A 15,809-nucleotide genomic window follows, 5' to 3' on the forward strand; every position below is an offset into this window, starting at 1 on the left:
ACCGGTACTTCCCCCCCTGCTTTTTTGTGCACCCCTTCGCCAGAGGCGTCTTTGCCGCTCTCCTTCTCCCCCCCCCCCCCCCCCACCCCCCCCACCCCCCCCACCCCCCCCCCCCCCGACGTCGCAGCCGGGGTGACGAACGGCAGGGGACGCTCCCACCCGAGGTGGAGGGCCGGGATCAGGCCGCGGTTCGACGCGGTAGAGCCGTTTCGCTCGCCAAGCTCTCCGCATGAGAAAAACGTTGGCGATATTGGCTTTCCTGCCGTCGTCCGCTGTCTGCGGGACGGTGTCTTCCCCGCCGCCGACTCCCACTGTCCGGCCTGATTGGGCCGAACGGCCGCTTGTACGGCCTGTAGCAGGACAAATACTTTCAGGAAGTCGTGCAAGTCATACGGCAATTCACCGGTGGCGAAAGGTGGTACGCCATGCAGAGGACGGCTTCCCGGACGGGGATCCTGGCGGCGCTCATGGGGCTCGCGGTGACGGCGCTGACCGCGGTCGCGAGTCCCGCTCACGCCGGGCCGGTCCATCATCAGGCGGCGACCGACGCACACGCGGTGGCGGCCTACTGGACGCCCGAGCGGATGCGGTCGGCGGTGCCGATCGAGCAGCTGGTCCAGGCCCCGCCCCTTTCGCCCAAGGAGGTCGCGAAGGGCGAGAGCACGATCATCCAGAGCATCCCCAACGGTGGCGGCGCATGGACCGGGGCGGGCAAGGTCGTGCAGACCGCGGGCCGGGTGTTCTTCACCATGGGCGGGCGCAACGCCTCGTGCTCCGGTGACGCGGTCACCAGCGCGAACGGCAGTGTCGTGATCACCGCCGGACATTGTGTGAAGTACCAGGGCGCCTGGCACACCAACTGGACCTTCGCTCCGGGCTACGACAACGGCAATACGCCGTACGGCACCTGGGCCGCGAAGAGCACGCTGACCACTCCGCAGTGGGAAGCGAGCGAGGACATGAACTACGACATCGGCGCGGCCGTGGTCAACCCGCTCAACGGGCAGAAGCTGACCGACGTCGTCGGCGCGCAGGGGATCGCCTTCAACCAGGCGCGCAACCAGTCGATGTACACGTTCGGGTACCCCGCGGCGGCACCGTACGACGGCATGAAGCTGATCTACTGCAGCGGGAGCACGTTCACCGACTTCCTGCTCACCAAGGACCACGGGATGAACTGCGACATGACCGGTGGTTCGAGCGGCGGCCCGTGGTTCCTCAACTTCAGCGAGGCGACCGGCGCGGGCGTCCAAGCCTCGGTGAACAGCTTCGGCTACACCTTCCTGCCCGGCTACATGTTCGGCCCGTACTTCGGCACGGACGCGCAGAACCTCTACAACAAGGCGCAGGCCGCCTGATCGTCCCGTCGCCCGCCCACTCTTTGGGACTTTTGTCCCGGTGGGCGGGCGGCTTTCGGCGCGGCATATCCTGGTGCCTGTGAACTGGACAGTGGACGTTCCCGTCGACACGCTCCCCGAACTGCCTCCTCTGCCTCCCGAGCTGCGTGACCGGCTCGACGACGCGCTTTCCCGGCCCGCCGCGCAGCAGCCCGAATGGCCGGACGCCGAGCTGACGAAGCGCGTACGCGGCGTGCTGGAGAGTGTGCCGCCGATCACCGTCCCCGCCGAGATCGACCGGCTCTCCGACCGGCTCGCCATGGTCGCGCGCGGCGAGGCGTTCCTCCTGCAGGGTGGTGACTGCGCGGAGACGTTCGAGTCGAACACCGAGCCGCACATCCGCGCCAACCTGCGAACCCTGCTGCAGATGGCCGTCGTCCTCACCTACGGCGCGAGCCTGCCGGTGGTGAAGGTCGGCCGGATCGCGGGCCAGTACGCGAAGCCGCGTTCGGCGTCCAACGACGCGCTCGGCCTGCCGGTGTACCGCGGCGACATCATCAACTCGCTCGTCGCCAAGCCCGAACTGCGCGTGCCCGACCCCGGCCGGATGATCCGCGCCTACGCCAACGCGGGCGCCGCGATGAACCTCGTCCGCGCGCTCACCGGCGCCGGTATGGCGGACCTGCACCAGGTGCACGACTGGAACAAGGACTTCGTGAAGTCCTCGCCCGCCAGCGAGCGCTACGAGGCGCTGGCCGCGGAGATCGACCGCGGCCTGCGGTTCATGTCCGCCTGCGGCGTGACCGACGCCTCGCTCCAGTCCACTGAGATCTTCGCCAGCCACGAGGCGCTCTTGCTGGACTACGAGCGCTCCATGCTGCGGATGGACCGCGCGGACGCGACGAACCCCAAGCTGTACAACCTGTCCTCGCACTTCCTGTGGGTGGGCGAGCGGACCAGGCAGCTCGACGGCGCGCACATCGCCTTCGCCGAACTGCTGGCCAACCCGATCGGCCTCAAGATCGGCCCGACGACCACACCCGAGCAGGCCGTCGAGTACGTCCGCCGCCTCGACCCGCGCAACGAGCCCGGCCGCCTGACGCTGATCGCCCGGATGGGCAACGGCAAGGTCCGCGAGGTGCTGCCCGCGATCGTCGAGAAGGTCGAGGCGTCCGGGCACAAGGTCATCTGGCAGTGCGACCCGATGCACGGCAACACGCACGAGTCTTCGACGGGCTACAAGACCCGGCACTTCGACCGGATCGTGGACGAGGTGCAGGGCTTCTTCGAGGTGCACCGCAAGCTCGGCACGTACCCGGGTGGCATTCACGTCGAACTCACCGGCGAGGACGTCACCGAATGCCTCGGCGGCGCGCAGGAGATCTCGGATCTGGACCTTTCGGGCCGGTACGAGACCGCGTGCGACCCGCGCCTGAACACGCAGCAGTCGCTGGAGCTGGCGTTCCTGGTCGCGGAGATGCTGCGCGGCTGACCGGGTTTCGTACGCGCTATGAACGGACCGTTCCTTGCAAATTTCGCAAGGAACGGACCGTTCCTAGCACGCGCTAGGCAGTGTCCAGCAGCCTCGCGGCCGACTTGAGCACCCCGTCCCGCAGCGAACCCACGTCCGAGACCGCCGCCCCGTTCGCCTGAAGTCCGATGTGGACGGAGTCACGGTAGGTCGCCACCGCGATCCCGATCGCCTGCCGCGGCGCCAGCGGCACGAACGGGTACACACCGTCGAGTTTCGTCCCGTCGAGGGCGAGCCGGTTGGGCGGCACCGGCACGGTGGTGATCACGAGGTCGAACAGCAGCGGCGCGGCCAGTCCGGCGGCCTTGCTGCCGAGCCGGTGCAGCATCGGCGGCATCCGGCCGGCGAGCAGCGGGAACGCGCCGGCGCCCCGGGCCGGGCCCCCGGCCTTGTTCCGGCTCATCTCGCGCTGGACGGCCAGCAGCCGCCGCACCGGGTCGTCGAGGCCGACCGGCAGGTCGCAGAGGTAGCCGGACAGCTTGTTCCCGCCCAGTTGCTCGGCGGACCGTCCGCGCACGCTGACCGGGATGAGCGCCCGCAGTGTCCGGTCGTCGGCGCGTTGACCGCGGTTGGTCATCCATTCGCGCAGCGCGCCGCTGAGGATCGCCAGCACGACGTCGTTGGCCGTCCCGCCGTGGGCCCGGCGGATCCGCCGGATCTCGGTGGTGTCCAGCCGGACGAGGCCGAGCCGTCGTTCGGTCGACGGCGGCGCGCTGATCGGCGACAGCGGCGAACGGGTCGCGCGGACGACCGAAGAGGCGATCCCGGCCTGGGCCAGCGTCGAGCCGACGGCCTCCTTGACAGCGTCCACAGGGGAGCGAGGCGCGGGCGGTCCGGTGCCGCCGCGCGGACGCCGCGTCGCGTGAGGAAGCTCGTCGAGCAGGCCCGCGGCGACGGCGTACGCCCCCGCCCCGTCGGTGAGCGCGTGGTGCAGTTTCAGCAGCAACGCGAACTCGCCGTCCGGCAGGCCGGTGACGAGATGCAAGTCCCACAAGGGTTTTCCGGTGTCGAGCGGACGGCCCATCCAGTGCGACGCGTAGGCGGAGAGCGGGTCCGGTTCGTACAGGGAGCTCAGATGGTGATGTGAAATATGTTCACTGGCAACGAAATCCGGGTCCTCGGCCCAGATGGCGGCGCCGGGCGGGAACAGCGTGGTGCGAGGGCGCTGACGCAGCTTCGGAAGCCGGGCCGCCCGCTCGGCGAGCAACGTGGTCAGCTGACGCGCGTGCACCTGCCCGTGCGGGCGGAAGGTGGCCACCGCGCCCATGTGCATCGGTGTCGTTTCGCTTTCCAGGCAAAGGAAAGCGACATCGAGTGCGCTCAGCTGCAGGCCTGACATCATTTGCCTTCCGTGACGCTCCGGCTAGGGGCACAACTGCACCAGCCTGACATGACGGGCGGGTGGTCGTCATGTTTCCTCGGCGCTAATTACCGCTGGTTTCACTCGAACGATGGGATCGTGTTCGGACATGGACCACGGCTCTGCGACAGATGGTGGACCGTGCGTCCCGGGGTAACTCGTTAGCGGATCATCCGAGGAAACCGGCAGACTGCACCACCATGACCGACGAACCGCAGCGCCCCGAACCGCCGCTCACCGGCGACGAGCGCACCCAGCTGAACGGCTTTCTCGACTTCCTCCGCGCCACGGTCGTGTGGAAGTGCTCGGGCCTCACCGACGAGCAGGCCCGGCGGCCGCTCGTCCCCAGTGAACTGACCACCGTCGCCGGTCTGCTCGGGCATCTGACCCTCGTCGAGCAGTACTGGTTCACCGTGGTGCTCAACGGCCAGGAAGACGTCTGGAAGGAGGCGCTGGAGGTCGATCCGGACGCCGAATTCCGGGTCGCCATGCAGACCCCGATCGACCAGCTGATCGCCGTCTACGAGGCCGAGTGCGAGCGCAGCCGCAAGGTCGTCGCCGGGATGGGGCTGGACGACGAGGTCCCCTTCCGCGGCGATCGCAAGGTCAACGTCCGGTTCGTGGTCGCGCACATGATCGAGGAGACCGGCAGGCACGCCGGCCACCTCGACCTGTTACGCGAGCTGACCGACGGTCTCACCGGGGAGTGACCCTGCGCGGGGGCAGCGGGAAGAATCCGCTGGTCCGCTCGACGTACGTCGCGTATCCCGGCCGCGAACGCCGCAAACCCTTCTCCAGCAAAGGTTTTCCAGTGCCCTTGGCGAGGGTGTACGTCATCGCGATCGGCGACAGGATCGTCGCCGCCCCCACCCAGCTCGAACACGCCAGCAGGTACAGGCCCCACCACACGCACGCGTCGCCGAAGTAGTTGGGATGCCGCGTGTAGCGCCACAGTCCGCTGTCGAGCACCTTCCCCTTGTTGGCCGGGACGGCCTTGAAACGGCGCAGCTGCTCGTCGCCGATCGTCTCGAACCCGAAGCCGGCCAGCCACACCGCGACACCGAGCCACGCCGTCAGCCCGAACGAGTCGCCGTACATCGCGAACTGGACCGGTAGCGAGGCGAACCAGAGCACCACCGCCTGCAGCAGGTACACGCGGACGAAGAGGTTGAGCGCCGGATTCTCCCCGGCGTTCTCCGCCATCCGCACATAACGCGGGTCTTCCGGCAGTTTGTGGTTGCGCAGGTGGAGGTGGACGCCGAGGCGCACACCCCAGACCGTGGTCAGCAGCGCGGTGACCACGCGCAGCGCCACCGACCCGTCCCCGAGTGGGGCCGCCACCAGCGCGACGAGGGCGAAGCCCGGTCCCCAGAACGTGTCGACGGTGTCGTACCGCTTGCGCCACCGCGCGACGGCGAAGGTGACGACGAAGGCCACGAGGGTCGCGCCCGCCGTCACCGCGAGGGTCCCGCCGAGGGCCATCAGGACCACTCCCGGGTGGCGGGTAGCGCGCTCAAGCCTTCCTCGGACGGGTGGACCGCGAGGATCTGGTCGACGCCCATCCGGTTCTCCTCGAACGCGAGCGCCCCGCCGACCAGGTACAGCCGCCAGACCCGCGCACCGGACTCACCGATCAGCGCCACGACGTCGTCCCAGTTGGCTTCGAGCGTCTTCTCCCATGCCCGGACCGTGCGCACGTAGTGCTCGCGCAGCGCGTGGACGTCGCGGATCTCGAATCCGGCGGTCTCCAGATGCCCGAGCGTGCGGCCCAACGGCCGCATCGTCATGTCGGGGGCGATGTAGCGCTCGATGAACGCGCCGCCGCCGGGGGCCACCGTGCCGCGGGACATCTGCTGCAGGACCAGCCGTCCGGTGGGCTTGAGCATCCGGTACAGCGTCCGCGTGTACTCGGGGTAGTTCTCCTCGCCGACGTGTTCGCCCATCTCGATGGACGCGACCGCGTCGAACGGCTCGTCGGCCGACCCGAGGTACGTTTTCCCGCCGAGGGTCCGGGTGCACAGTTCGCGATAGTCCTGCCGCCGGACCTCGACGCGTTCCTCGAGGTCGTGCTGGACGAGACGGCCGCGGATGTGCTGCCGCTGCTCCGCCGAAAGCGTGATCCCGACGGCGTGCACGCCGTGGTGCTTCGCCGCGTGCACCAGCAGCGAGCCCCAGCCACAACCGACGTCGAGCAGGCGCATCCCCGGCCGGAGGCCGAGCTTGCGGCAGATCAGCTCCAGTTTGTCCCACTGGGCCTGTTCGACGTCGTAGCCGTCCTCGTCGGAGGCCCAATACCCGGACGAGTAGGCCATCGATTCGTCGAGCAGCAGCTGGTAGAAGGCGTTGCTCAGGTCGTAGTGATGCACGATCGCGGACTTGTCGCGGAGCAGGGTGTGCAGTTTCCCGGACAGCCGGGCTTCCTCGACGGGCGGCTTGGGCGGCGGCCCGACGACACCCAGGCGCACCGCGATCCGCAGCGCCTCGGCCCATTCGCGCGGGCCGAGCTTGGCACCGCGCGAGGCACCCGACCGGGTCAGCGTCCAGATCCGGCGGAATCCGTCGGCGAGATCGCCTTCGACATCGAGATCTCCGGAGACGTAGGCCCTCGCCAGCCCCAGTTCGCCGGGGGCGTAGAGGAGACGGCGCAGCGCACGCCGGTTCCGGAGTACCACGGTCGGGGTATCCGGCGGACCGGTGCGTACGCCATCCCAGGTACGGAGACCGACCGGCAAGGAGCGACCGAGGAGCCGCTCGACGAACGGGGCCAGGCGGGACGCGGGACTGTTCGGCATAGTCGTCATTCGCTCCCGGACCGGAAAGGGATGGGTCGGAGGTGGCACCGCTTCACGCGATCCAATCCTCGGCCGCTCCGGCTCCGAATGTCTTATGTGCACACCAAGGGGCAACGCATCGGGGTCATCGGCAGCGGCGTCGCCGGCCTCACGGCGGCCTACCTGCTTCAACGCCGTTACGAAGTGCTGCTGTTCGAAGCCGACGACAGGCTGGGCGGGCACGCGCACACCCACGACGTCCCGAGCGCGCACGGCGGCACCGTCGGCGTCGACTCCGGGTTCATCGTGCACAACGAGCGCACCTATCCGAACCTGCTCCGCCTCTTCGCCGAACTGGGTGTCACCACCCGCGACGCGGAGATGTCGATGAGCATCCGCTGCGACGGCTGCGGACTCCAGTACGCCGGGGCGAAGGGCATGAAAGGCCTGTTCGCCCAGCCACGCAACGTCACCCGAGGGCGCTACCTGCGGATGCTCGCCGACGTCAAGCGCTTCCATCGGCACGCGAAACGCGTCCTCGAAGCGCCCGAGGCCGGAGACGTCACGCTCGGCGCGTTCCTCGCGATCGGCGGGTACTCGAAGTACTTCGTCGACCACTTCATGCTCCCGGTCGTCTCGACCGTCTGGTCGGCCGACCGGACCGACACGCTCCGCTACCCGGCGCGCTATCTGTTCGAGTTCCTGCGCAACCACGGCATGCTGTCGGTCGGCGGTTCCCCGTGCTGGCGTACCGTCGCCGGAGGCTCCCGCGAGTATGTCGAGCGGGCGGCCAAGCAGCTGACCGCCGTGCACCTGTCGACGCCGGTCCGCTCGGTCAAGCGCACCCCGCGGGGGATCGAGGTCCGTGACGACGCCGACACGCGGCACAAGCTCGACAAAGTCGTCCTGGCCACGCACGCGGACCAGGCACTGAAGCTGCTCACGGCGCCGACCGAGGCCGAACGTGCGGTCCTCGGCTCGTTCCGCTACTTCAGCAACGAGGCGTGGCTGCACACCGACACCGGCGTGCTCCCGACGGCGGAATCGGCTCGGGCGGGCTGGAACTACGCCACCCCCTTCTGCGGTGCGGGCCACGGCGCGGTCCAGGTGTCCTACGATATGAACCGCCTGATGCGGCTCGACGAGCCGACCGGCCACGTCGTCACGCTCAACCCCGGCAAGGCCCCTGACCTTGATGCGGTGCTGGCCAAGATGACCTACGAACACCCCGTCTACACGCCGGAATCCGTCGCCGCCCAGCGTCGTCTGCCGGAACTGAACGACGACGCGGTCGCCTTCGCCGGGGCGTATCACGGCTGGGGGTTCCACGAGGACGGCTGCGCCTCCGGTGTCCGCGCCGCCGAGAAATTCGGGGTGCGCTGGTGACGGTGATGGCCGTGCTCTACGACTCCACGGTGGCGCATGTCCGGCGCAACGATCCGCCGCTCTCGTTCGCCCACCGCGTCTATCTGTGGTTCATCGACCTCGACGCGCCGCCGAAGCTGCCGTGGTGGCTGCGCCCCTTCGCCCGCTTCGACCCTCGAGACCACTTCGCGTCCAAGGACACCGCCAGCATCCGGTCCAAATTGGACCGCTGGCTCGCGGCGCGCGACGTCGACCTTCGCGCCGGCCGGGTGCTGATGCTCGCCGGCGCGCGGATGTTCGGCCACAACTTCAACCCGATCACCCTGTACTGGTGCCACCGGCCCGACGGTGCGCTCGAATGCGTGGTCGCCGAGGTCCACAACACCTACCGCGGCAGGCACGCGTACCTCCTGCGTCCCGACGAAGCCGGAAACGCCGTCGCGGACAAGGAGTTCTACGTCTCGCCGTTCCAGCCGATGGACGGTGAGTACCGGATGGAGGTGCCCAGGCCGGAGTCGCTGCTCTCGGTCGAGATCGCCCTCCGCCAGGACGGGAAGACCCTGCTGATCGCGTCGCTGCGCGGGGTGCGCCGACCGGCCACCGCCAAGTGGCTGGCGCATATGCTGATCACCCGTCCGCTCATGCCGCACCGGGTCTCCGCGCTGATCCGGCGGCACGGGATCACACTGTGGTGGAAGAAGGCACCGATCACGCGGCGAACACCACAGACACCACAGGCATTACTGACGGCCGGAGGCACGCTTGATGGATGAATCGGCACGCCCGCGCCGGATGGCGCCCGTTCCCGAAGACGGCGAACCGGCAGGCCCGACGGCCGAGGATCTGCTCGTCCGGGTCGCGAAGGGCGATGAGCGGTCCTTCGACGCTTTGTACGACAAGCTCGCCGGCCCGGTCCTCGGCCTGGTGCGGCGGATCCTGCGTGACTCCGCGCAGTCGGAAGAAGTCACCCAGGAGGTGATGGTGGAGCTGTGGCGCACGGCCACGCGCTACTCCCCGGAGCGGGGGAGCGCGCTGAACTGGGCCATGACGCTCGCGCACCGCCGTGCCGTCGACCGCGTCCGTTCGGCACGCGCCAGTTCGGACCGCGAGGTCAAGGCGACCTTCGAGGCCGCCCGCGCCCGGCCCTTCGACGAGGTGGCCGAGGCCGTCGCGGCCCGCTGGGAACGGTCGCAGGTGCGCCGCTGTCTCACGACCTTGACCGAGCTGCAACGGGAATCCGTGCTGCTCGCCTACTACCAGGGATATACCTATCGTGAGGTCTCGGAAGTGCTCCAGACCCCGCACGGGACCATCAAGACCCGGCTCCGGGACGGCCTGATCCGGCTCCGGGACTGTTTGGGGGTGACGGCATGACCATGCCCGAAATGCACACGCTCACCGGCGCCTACGCCGTCGACGCGTTGTCCGATGTGGAGCGTGCGCAGTTCCAGCGGCACCTCGGGGAGTGCGCTTCCTGCGCTCAAGAGGTCCTCGAACTGCAGATGACCGCGACCCGGCTCGGCGCCGCGCTGGCCGAAGACCCGCCGCCCGAACTCAAGCGCCGGGTGCTCGAGGAGGCGATGGCGACCAGGCAGCAGCCGCCGAAGACACGCTTCGAGACCGGGCAGCGTGTCAAGGACCGCCGCCGCGCCCCGCGCTGGGCGATCGCGGCGGCCGCGGCGGCGATCGTCGGGCTGGCGGGCACCGCCGTGTTCGGCGGCATCGCCTACGACAACCACACCCAGCTGACCGCCGCGCGCGAACAAGCGGCGCGCTACGAGCCCGTCGCCGAGGTGCTTTCGGCCGCCGACGTCCGGACCGGGCGCGCCGACGCCACCGTCGGGGGTGGCGGGACCGTGATGATGTCGCGCTCGAAGGACAAGCTCGTCTTCATGGCGGCACAGCTGCCGAAGAACGAACCGGGCCGGACCTACCAGGCGTGGCTGATGTTCCCGGGCACCGCACCCAAGCCCGCCGGGCTCATTTCCGGTGGTCAGGGCGGTGCGCTGCTGGTCGCCGACGGACTCGGCGGGGCCGAGAGGTTCGCGCTCAGCGTCGAACAGGCGGGCGGATCACCGACCGGAACGCCGTCGAAGGACGTCGTCATGGTCATGCCCATGCCCACCTGATCCCCGCCCCTACCAGGCCGCCGTTCGCCGCCGCGACCGGGTCTCGCTCTTGCGCCCGCGAACATGTTGTGGCAAAACACCTTTGCGACACACGGCGTGGCTACTGGATTCGAGCCAGCCTGGTGCATACCGTCCTGCTTCAACGTCGGCAGTTGACATAACTCTCGATCTGAACTTCAGCTCGAGGGTTTCGGCAGAGGCTCAGCGACCGGCGGGCAGCACGAGCACACACGATCAGGAAGGCGGCTCCGATGACGCCCCCGCACAACTACCTTGCGGTGATCAAGGTCGTCGGTATCGGCGGCGGCGGAGTGAACGCCGTGAACCGCATGATCGAGGTCGGCCTCAAGGGTGTCGAGTTCATCGCGGTGAACACCGACGCACAGGCACTGCTCATGTCCGACGCCGACGTCAAGCTCGACATCGGCCGGGAACTGACCCGCGGTCTCGGTGCCGGCGCCGCCCCCGAGGTGGGGCAGAAGGCCGCCGAGGACCACCGCGAAGAGATCGAAGAGGTCATCAAGGGCGCCGACATGGTGTTCGTGACCGCGGGTGAAGGCGGTGGCACCGGCACCGGTGGCGCGCCCGTCGTCGCCCAGATCGCCCGCAAACTCGGCGCGCTGACCATCGGCGTCGTCACCCGCCCGTTCACCTTCGAGGGCAAGCGCCGCAGCAAGCAGGCCGAAGACGGCATCCAGCAGCTGCGCAACGAATGCGACACCCTCATCGTCATCCCGAACGACCGGCTGCTCCAGCTGGGCGACATCGGCGTCTCGCTGATGGACGCCTTCCGTTCGGCGGACGAGGTGCTGCTTTCGGGTGTCCAGGGCATCACCGACCTGATCACCACGCCGGGTCTGATCAACCTGGACTTCGCCGACGTCAAGAGCGTCATGTCCGGTGCGGGTTCCGCGCTGATGGGCATCGGCTCGGCGCGCGGGGAAGGCCGGGCGATCCAGGCGGCGGAGAAGGCGATCAACTCGCCGCTGCTGGAAGCGTCGATGGACGGGGCGCACGGCGCGCTGCTGTCGATCGCGGGCGGTTCGGACCTCGGCCTGTTCGAGATCAACGAAGCCGCGTCGCTGGTGCAGGAATCCGCGCACCCCGACGCCAACATCATCTTCGGGACGATCATCGACGACTCGCTCGGCGACGAGGTCCGGGTCACCGTGATCGCGGCCGGTTTCGATGCCGGCACCCCGACCCACAAGAAGCTCGACCCGTCGACCTTCGGCTCCCGCTCCAACTCGTCGACCGCGTCCGCACAGGCCGGCCAGGTCAACGGCGGCGGGGCGACTCCGGTGCAAAGCCCGCCTTCGGGTGCCACGCCGGTGCCGTCGACCGGTTCGAACGGCTACCCGGTCGCGCCGCCGCGCACGCACACGCCGATGCCGTCCTCGCGCAACGAGGGCAACGGCTCGCTGAGCGGCGGACTTCCGCAGCCCGGCGGCGGCTCGCGCGGCTACTCGCCGATCGGATCGAACTCGACCCACGGCAGCCTGCCCGGCCGCGCCACCCCGGTGCACGACGACCCTTCGGACGACGAGGTCGACGTGCCGCCGTTCATGCGCAGGTAAATCGAGCTGTATTTTTATCGCGCTGCCGCTATCACGCTGCCAGGGCGCCCGTTCGGGGAGAAGGTACATTCTCCCTGGAGGGCGCCCTGTCATCGTGATAGCGGGGCCTGTCGGCCAAAAGGCGCGACTTCAGAAGATCAAAAGACCTTGGTCACCTCAGCTGGGTCGCCTGAGCTGGGGCACCTTGGCTTAGGAGGCAAGTTTTGCGGGTACGGCGGGTTGTCACGACAAGGGCGGGCGGGGCCTCGCGGCCGCCTTACGACACCTTCAACCTCGGTGACCACGTCGGTGACGACGCCGGCGACGTCTACGCCAACCGCAAACGTCTCGCCACCGAACTCGGCCTCACCGAGGACAGGCTGGCGTGGATGGAGCAGGTCCACGGCCGTACCGCCACCGTCGTCGACGGTTCCGAAACCTCCGCCGCCGAAGCGACCGACGCGCTCGTGACGGCCGAGCCCGGCCTCGCGCTCGTGGTGCTCGTCGCCGACTGCGTTCCCCTCATGCTCGCCGATGCCGATGCCGAAGCCGGTGTCGTCGCCGCTGTCCACGCGGGCCGCGTCGGCACCAGGGTCGGTGTCGTCCCCGCCGCGATCGAGGCGATGCGCGGTCTCGGTGCCGAGCCGGCCCGCACCGAAGCGCTGCTCGGCCCCGCGATCTGCGGCGACTGCTACGAAGTCCCCGCCGACATGGCCGCCGACGTCGAAAAGCACGTGCCGGGCAGCGCCTGCAAAACCCGCAAGGGCACGCCGGGGCTCGATCTGCGCGCCGGCCTCTGGCGGCAACTGGCCGACCTCGGCGTCGGCAAGATCGGTGTCGACCCGCGCTGCACCAACGAAGACAAGACACTCTTCAGCTTCCGCCGCGACGGCACCACCGGCCGGATCGCGGGGATCACCTGGCTGGACGCGTCGTGAGTACCGCCGACGAACGAAAGGCGGAACTCGCCGCCTCCCTCGCCGAAGTGGAAGAGCGGGTCGGCGCCGCGTGCAAGGCCGCCGGGCGGGCGCGCGACGAGGTCAAGTTGCTCGCGGTCACCAAGACCTTCCCGGCGCTCGACGCCGCGCTGCTCGCCGACCTCGGCGCGCTCGACCTCGCCGAGAACCGCGATCAAGAGGCGGGCGCGAAAGCCCAGGAAGTCGCCGATCTCCGTCCGGACGCCCGCGTCCGCTGGCATATGGTCGGCAGTCTGCAACGGAACAAGGCCCGCTCGGTGGTGCGCTGGGCCGACGAGGTCCAGTCCGTCGACTCCGAACGCCTCGCCGACGCGCTCGCGAAGGCCACCAGGTCGGCCCTCGATTCCGGGCAACGCGAGCACCCGCTGGACGTCCTCATTCAAGTAAGTCTCGATGACGATCCGAAGCGCGGGGGCATTCGGGTGAGCGACTTAAGCCAATTGGCGGAGCGAATAGCCCATGTGGGTGATCTTCGCCTCCGGGGGCTTATGGCCGTGGCTCCGCTGGGTATTGCTCCTGTGGAGGCGTTCGAGGAACTCGCTCGCGCGTCGGAGCGTCTACGGGAAGAGCACCCAAAAGCCCGTGAGATCTCCGCCGGAATGAGCAATGATCTCGAGCAGGCGATCGCGCACGGCTCAACCTGTGTGCGTGTCGGAACCGCGTTGCTCGGTGGACGCGGTTTAGCCTCGCCCTAGGGAATACCGTCTCGTCGTTACGGGGAGTGGTGGCGAGGGCGGGGGAGTACGGTGCGGGACGCGGCTAAGGCTAGGGAGAGGCATGAGCGCGCTGCAGAAGCTGAAGGCCTACTTCGGGATGGTGCCCGCGGACGAAGACGGCTATGACGTCGAGGATGACTACCGGCGAGGCTACGCCCCAAAGGAATATGCCGACGACGAATATGACTACGACGATGAGCCGCCGGCCCGGTCACGGGGTGGACGTTACCGGGACCTCGATGACACGTATGACGAGCCCGCGCCGCGCCCTCGGTCACGCTCCGTGCCCAGCGCGGAGCCTGTGGTCCACGGGGCGCTGGCCATCGATCGCCAGCCGGAACCGGTCGCCCGGCTGCGGCCGGTCACCGAGCCGGTCCGTGCCGCGGTGCGTGACCCGTTGAGCCGGATCACCACGCTGCACCCGACGAGCTACGCCGAAGCGCGGGCGATCGGGGAGCACTACCGGGAGGGCATCCCGGTGATCATGAACCTCACGGAGATGGAGAACGCGGACGCGAAGCGTCTCGTCGACTTCGCCGCTGGGCTCGCTTTCGCGTTGCGCGGATCGATGGACAAGGTCACCAACAAGGTGTTCCTTCTCTCACCGCCCGATGTGGACGTCACGGCGGAGGACCGTCGGCGGATTGCCGAAGGCGGATTATTCCTGCGCGGCTGATCACCCGGTGACCGCTGAACGCAGCCGGATGTGATTTTGTCGACTCATCGGCATCTCTTGCCCGTCCACTGCGTCTTTTGACGCAGACCATGGCAGAGTGGTTACGTGAATGCTGTGTTGCTGGTCGTCTGGTACGTGCTGTTCGCCTTCTGGCTCCTGCTGACGGCACGGATCGTCGTCGAGCTCGTGCGTGCTTTCGCTCGCGAGTGGCGTCCTGCCGGAGGGGTTGCGGTAACGCTGGAGACCATCTACACAGTGACCGACCCACCGGTTCGTCTGTTCAGACGAATCATCCCGACCGTACGAATCGGCGGCGTCGGACTGGACTTATCGATTATGGTGCTGCTGTTGGTTGTGTTCTTTGCGATGCAGCTGGCAACGCCAGGGTGATTTTCGGGGAAGCCCCGGTGGACCTGCAGGCCATGGAGTGCGTGAGGTGATCTGATGTCGTTGACCCCCGCTGACGTGCACAACGTCGCGTTCAGCAAGCCGCCCATTGGCAAAAGGGGCTACAACGAGGACGAGGTGGACGCGTTCCTCGACCTGGTGGAGACCGAGCTTGCCCGGCTGATCGAAGACAACAACGAGCTGCGGCAGCAGGTCGAACAGCTCGACAACGAGCTCGAGACCACCCGTGGTGAGCTCGAGAACGCCAAGGCCGGCGCCGTCGGCCCGCCGCCACAGGTACGCGACGAGCCGTCGCGTCGCCTGGCGCCGGTGCCGCCGCCGCAGTCGGCGATGGAGCAGACCCAGGCCCACTCGATGGTGCCGGACAACGGGGAGCCCAACGTCCAGGCCGCGAAGGTGCTCGGGCTGGCGCAGGAAATGGCCGACCGGCTCACCGCCGAGGCCAAGACCGAGTCGGACGGCATGCTCGCCGAAGCCCGGACCAAGTCCGAGCAGCTGCTGTCGGACGCGCGGTCCAAGTCGGACTCGATGGTGAACGAGGCGCGCACGCGCGCCGAGACCATGCTGAACGACGCGCGAACCCGTGCCGAGACCTTGGAGCGCCAGGCGCGCGACAAGGCGACGACCATGGAGCGCGAGGCTCAGCGCAAGTACACCGAGACCATGAACAACATGAACGCGGAGAAGGGCTCGCTGGGCAAGAAGATCGAAGAGCTGCGCACGATCGAGCGGGAGTACCGCACGAGGTTGCGCGGGTTCCTCGAGTCCCAGCTGCGTGAGCTCGACGACCGCGGTTCGGCCGCTCCCGCCTCGGCGTCCTCGTCGAACTCGGGCCAGTCGCCGTCCTCCGGTGGCGGACAGGGCTACTCGTTCGGTCCTCGGGCCGAAGCGGGCTGATCTCCGCCCGGGTGGTTTCCACCTGGTTGTTCCTACGCGGTCTATTTCTACACAGTGGAACGGCCTCGGCACTCTCCGGAGGGTCG

Annotated in this window: 16 protein-coding genes; 13 read left to right on the forward strand and 3 right to left on the reverse strand. The window is 68.6% G+C overall.

Annotation, left to right across the window (positions count from 1 at the left end; translation table 11 throughout):
- Nucleotides 1-425 precede the first annotated feature (425 nt).
- Nucleotides 426-1,358 (forward strand): trypsin-like serine peptidase, encoded by a 933-nt coding sequence (locus ACZ6DT_RS23655; RefSeq protein WP_465598901.1) that lies wholly within the window; start codon nucleotides 426-428, stop codon nucleotides 1,356-1,358.
- Between the two features lie 79 nt (nucleotides 1,359-1,437).
- Entirely contained in the window at nucleotides 1,438-2,829 is a 1,392-nt protein-coding gene (locus ACZ6DT_RS23660; protein ID WP_465598903.1) for a class II 3-deoxy-7-phosphoheptulonate synthase, read from the forward strand.
- A gap of 73 nt (nucleotides 2,830-2,902) precedes the next feature.
- Here the strand turns inward: ACZ6DT_RS23660 and ACZ6DT_RS23665 are convergent, their stop codons facing one another.
- Nucleotides 2,903-4,210, reverse strand: a complete 1,308-nt coding sequence (locus tag ACZ6DT_RS23665) for a wax ester/triacylglycerol synthase family O-acyltransferase (protein WP_465598905.1) — start codon at nucleotides 4,208-4,210, stop codon at nucleotides 2,903-2,905.
- A 218-nt stretch (nucleotides 4,211-4,428) separates the two neighbouring features.
- Here ACZ6DT_RS23665 and ACZ6DT_RS23670 point away from each other — a divergent pair, with 218 nt between their 5' ends.
- The gene (locus ACZ6DT_RS23670; protein WP_465598907.1) at nucleotides 4,429-4,938 is read left to right on the forward strand and encodes a DinB family protein; all 510 of its coding nucleotides are present in this window, start codon (nucleotides 4,429-4,431) and stop codon (nucleotides 4,936-4,938) included.
- On the opposite strand, the gene ACZ6DT_RS23675 is transcribed toward ACZ6DT_RS23670, so the two are convergent.
- Together ACZ6DT_RS23675 and ACZ6DT_RS23680 are read right to left on the reverse strand one after the other, a co-directional pair.
- Nucleotides 4,925-5,710 carry a DUF1295 domain-containing protein gene (locus ACZ6DT_RS23675; protein WP_465598909.1) on the reverse strand — a complete coding sequence of 262 codons (786 nt, stop codon included), beginning with the start codon at nucleotides 5,708-5,710 and terminating at the stop codon, nucleotides 4,925-4,927. The two genes, ACZ6DT_RS23670 and ACZ6DT_RS23675, sit on opposite strands and share 14 nt — an antisense overlap.
- A complete protein-coding gene (locus ACZ6DT_RS23680; protein WP_465598911.1) occupies nucleotides 5,710-7,020 on the reverse strand; it encodes a class I SAM-dependent methyltransferase in 1,311 nt (436 codons plus the stop codon). Before ACZ6DT_RS23680 ends, ACZ6DT_RS23675 begins: the two co-directional genes overlap by 1 nt.
- An 87-nt stretch (nucleotides 7,021-7,107) precedes the next feature.
- Between ACZ6DT_RS23680 and ACZ6DT_RS23685 the strand changes: the two genes are divergently transcribed.
- The 10 genes from ACZ6DT_RS23685 to wag31 all read left to right on the forward strand — a co-directional run bounded on the left by ACZ6DT_RS23685 (nucleotide 7,108) and on the right by wag31 (nucleotide 15,723).
- The gene (locus tag ACZ6DT_RS23685) at nucleotides 7,108-8,385 is read left to right on the forward strand and encodes an NAD(P)/FAD-dependent oxidoreductase (RefSeq protein WP_465598913.1); all 1,278 of its coding nucleotides are present in this window, start codon (nucleotides 7,108-7,110) and stop codon (nucleotides 8,383-8,385) included.
- A 5-nt stretch (nucleotides 8,386-8,390) separates the two neighbouring features.
- The gene (locus tag ACZ6DT_RS23690) at nucleotides 8,391-9,137 is read left to right on the forward strand and encodes a DUF1365 domain-containing protein (RefSeq protein WP_465599171.1); all 747 of its coding nucleotides are present in this window, start codon (nucleotides 8,391-8,393) and stop codon (nucleotides 9,135-9,137) included.
- A complete protein-coding gene (sigK, locus tag ACZ6DT_RS23695; protein WP_465598915.1) occupies nucleotides 9,130-9,738 on the forward strand; it encodes an ECF RNA polymerase sigma factor SigK in 609 nt (202 codons plus the stop codon). The genes ACZ6DT_RS23690 and sigK overlap by 8 nt, the downstream gene beginning before the upstream one ends.
- A complete protein-coding gene (locus ACZ6DT_RS23700) occupies nucleotides 9,735-10,493 on the forward strand; it encodes an anti-sigma factor (protein ID WP_465598917.1) in 759 nt (252 codons plus the stop codon). The genes sigK and ACZ6DT_RS23700 overlap by 4 nt, the downstream gene beginning before the upstream one ends.
- Nucleotides 10,494-10,744: 251 nt before the next feature.
- Entirely contained in the window at nucleotides 10,745-12,070 is a 1,326-nt protein-coding gene (gene ftsZ / locus ACZ6DT_RS23705) for a cell division protein FtsZ (RefSeq protein WP_125789611.1), read from the forward strand.
- A gap of 203 nt (nucleotides 12,071-12,273) precedes the next feature.
- Complete coding sequence (pgeF, locus tag ACZ6DT_RS23710) at nucleotides 12,274-12,987, forward strand: peptidoglycan editing factor PgeF (RefSeq protein WP_465598920.1); 714 nt, start codon at nucleotides 12,274-12,276, stop codon at nucleotides 12,985-12,987.
- A complete protein-coding gene (locus ACZ6DT_RS23715; protein WP_465598922.1) occupies nucleotides 12,984-13,721 on the forward strand; it encodes a YggS family pyridoxal phosphate-dependent enzyme in 738 nt (245 codons plus the stop codon). The genes pgeF and ACZ6DT_RS23715 overlap by 4 nt, the downstream gene beginning before the upstream one ends.
- Before the next feature lie 82 nt (nucleotides 13,722-13,803).
- On the forward strand, nucleotides 13,804-14,418 hold the full coding sequence (locus tag ACZ6DT_RS23720; protein WP_465598924.1) for a cell division protein SepF: 615 nt from the start codon (nucleotides 13,804-13,806) through the stop codon (nucleotides 14,416-14,418).
- Between the two features lie 114 nt (nucleotides 14,419-14,532).
- Nucleotides 14,533-14,808 (forward strand): YggT family protein, encoded by a 276-nt coding sequence (locus ACZ6DT_RS23725; protein ID WP_005155180.1) that lies wholly within the window; start codon nucleotides 14,533-14,535, stop codon nucleotides 14,806-14,808.
- Between the two features lie 54 nt (nucleotides 14,809-14,862).
- On the forward strand, nucleotides 14,863-15,723 hold the full coding sequence (gene wag31, locus ACZ6DT_RS23730) for a DivIVA-like cell division protein Wag31 (protein ID WP_465598926.1): 861 nt from the start codon (nucleotides 14,863-14,865) through the stop codon (nucleotides 15,721-15,723).
- Nucleotides 15,724-15,809 lie beyond the last annotated feature (86 nt).

Source organism: Amycolatopsis sp. NPDC041971 (genome assembly GCF_055588925.1).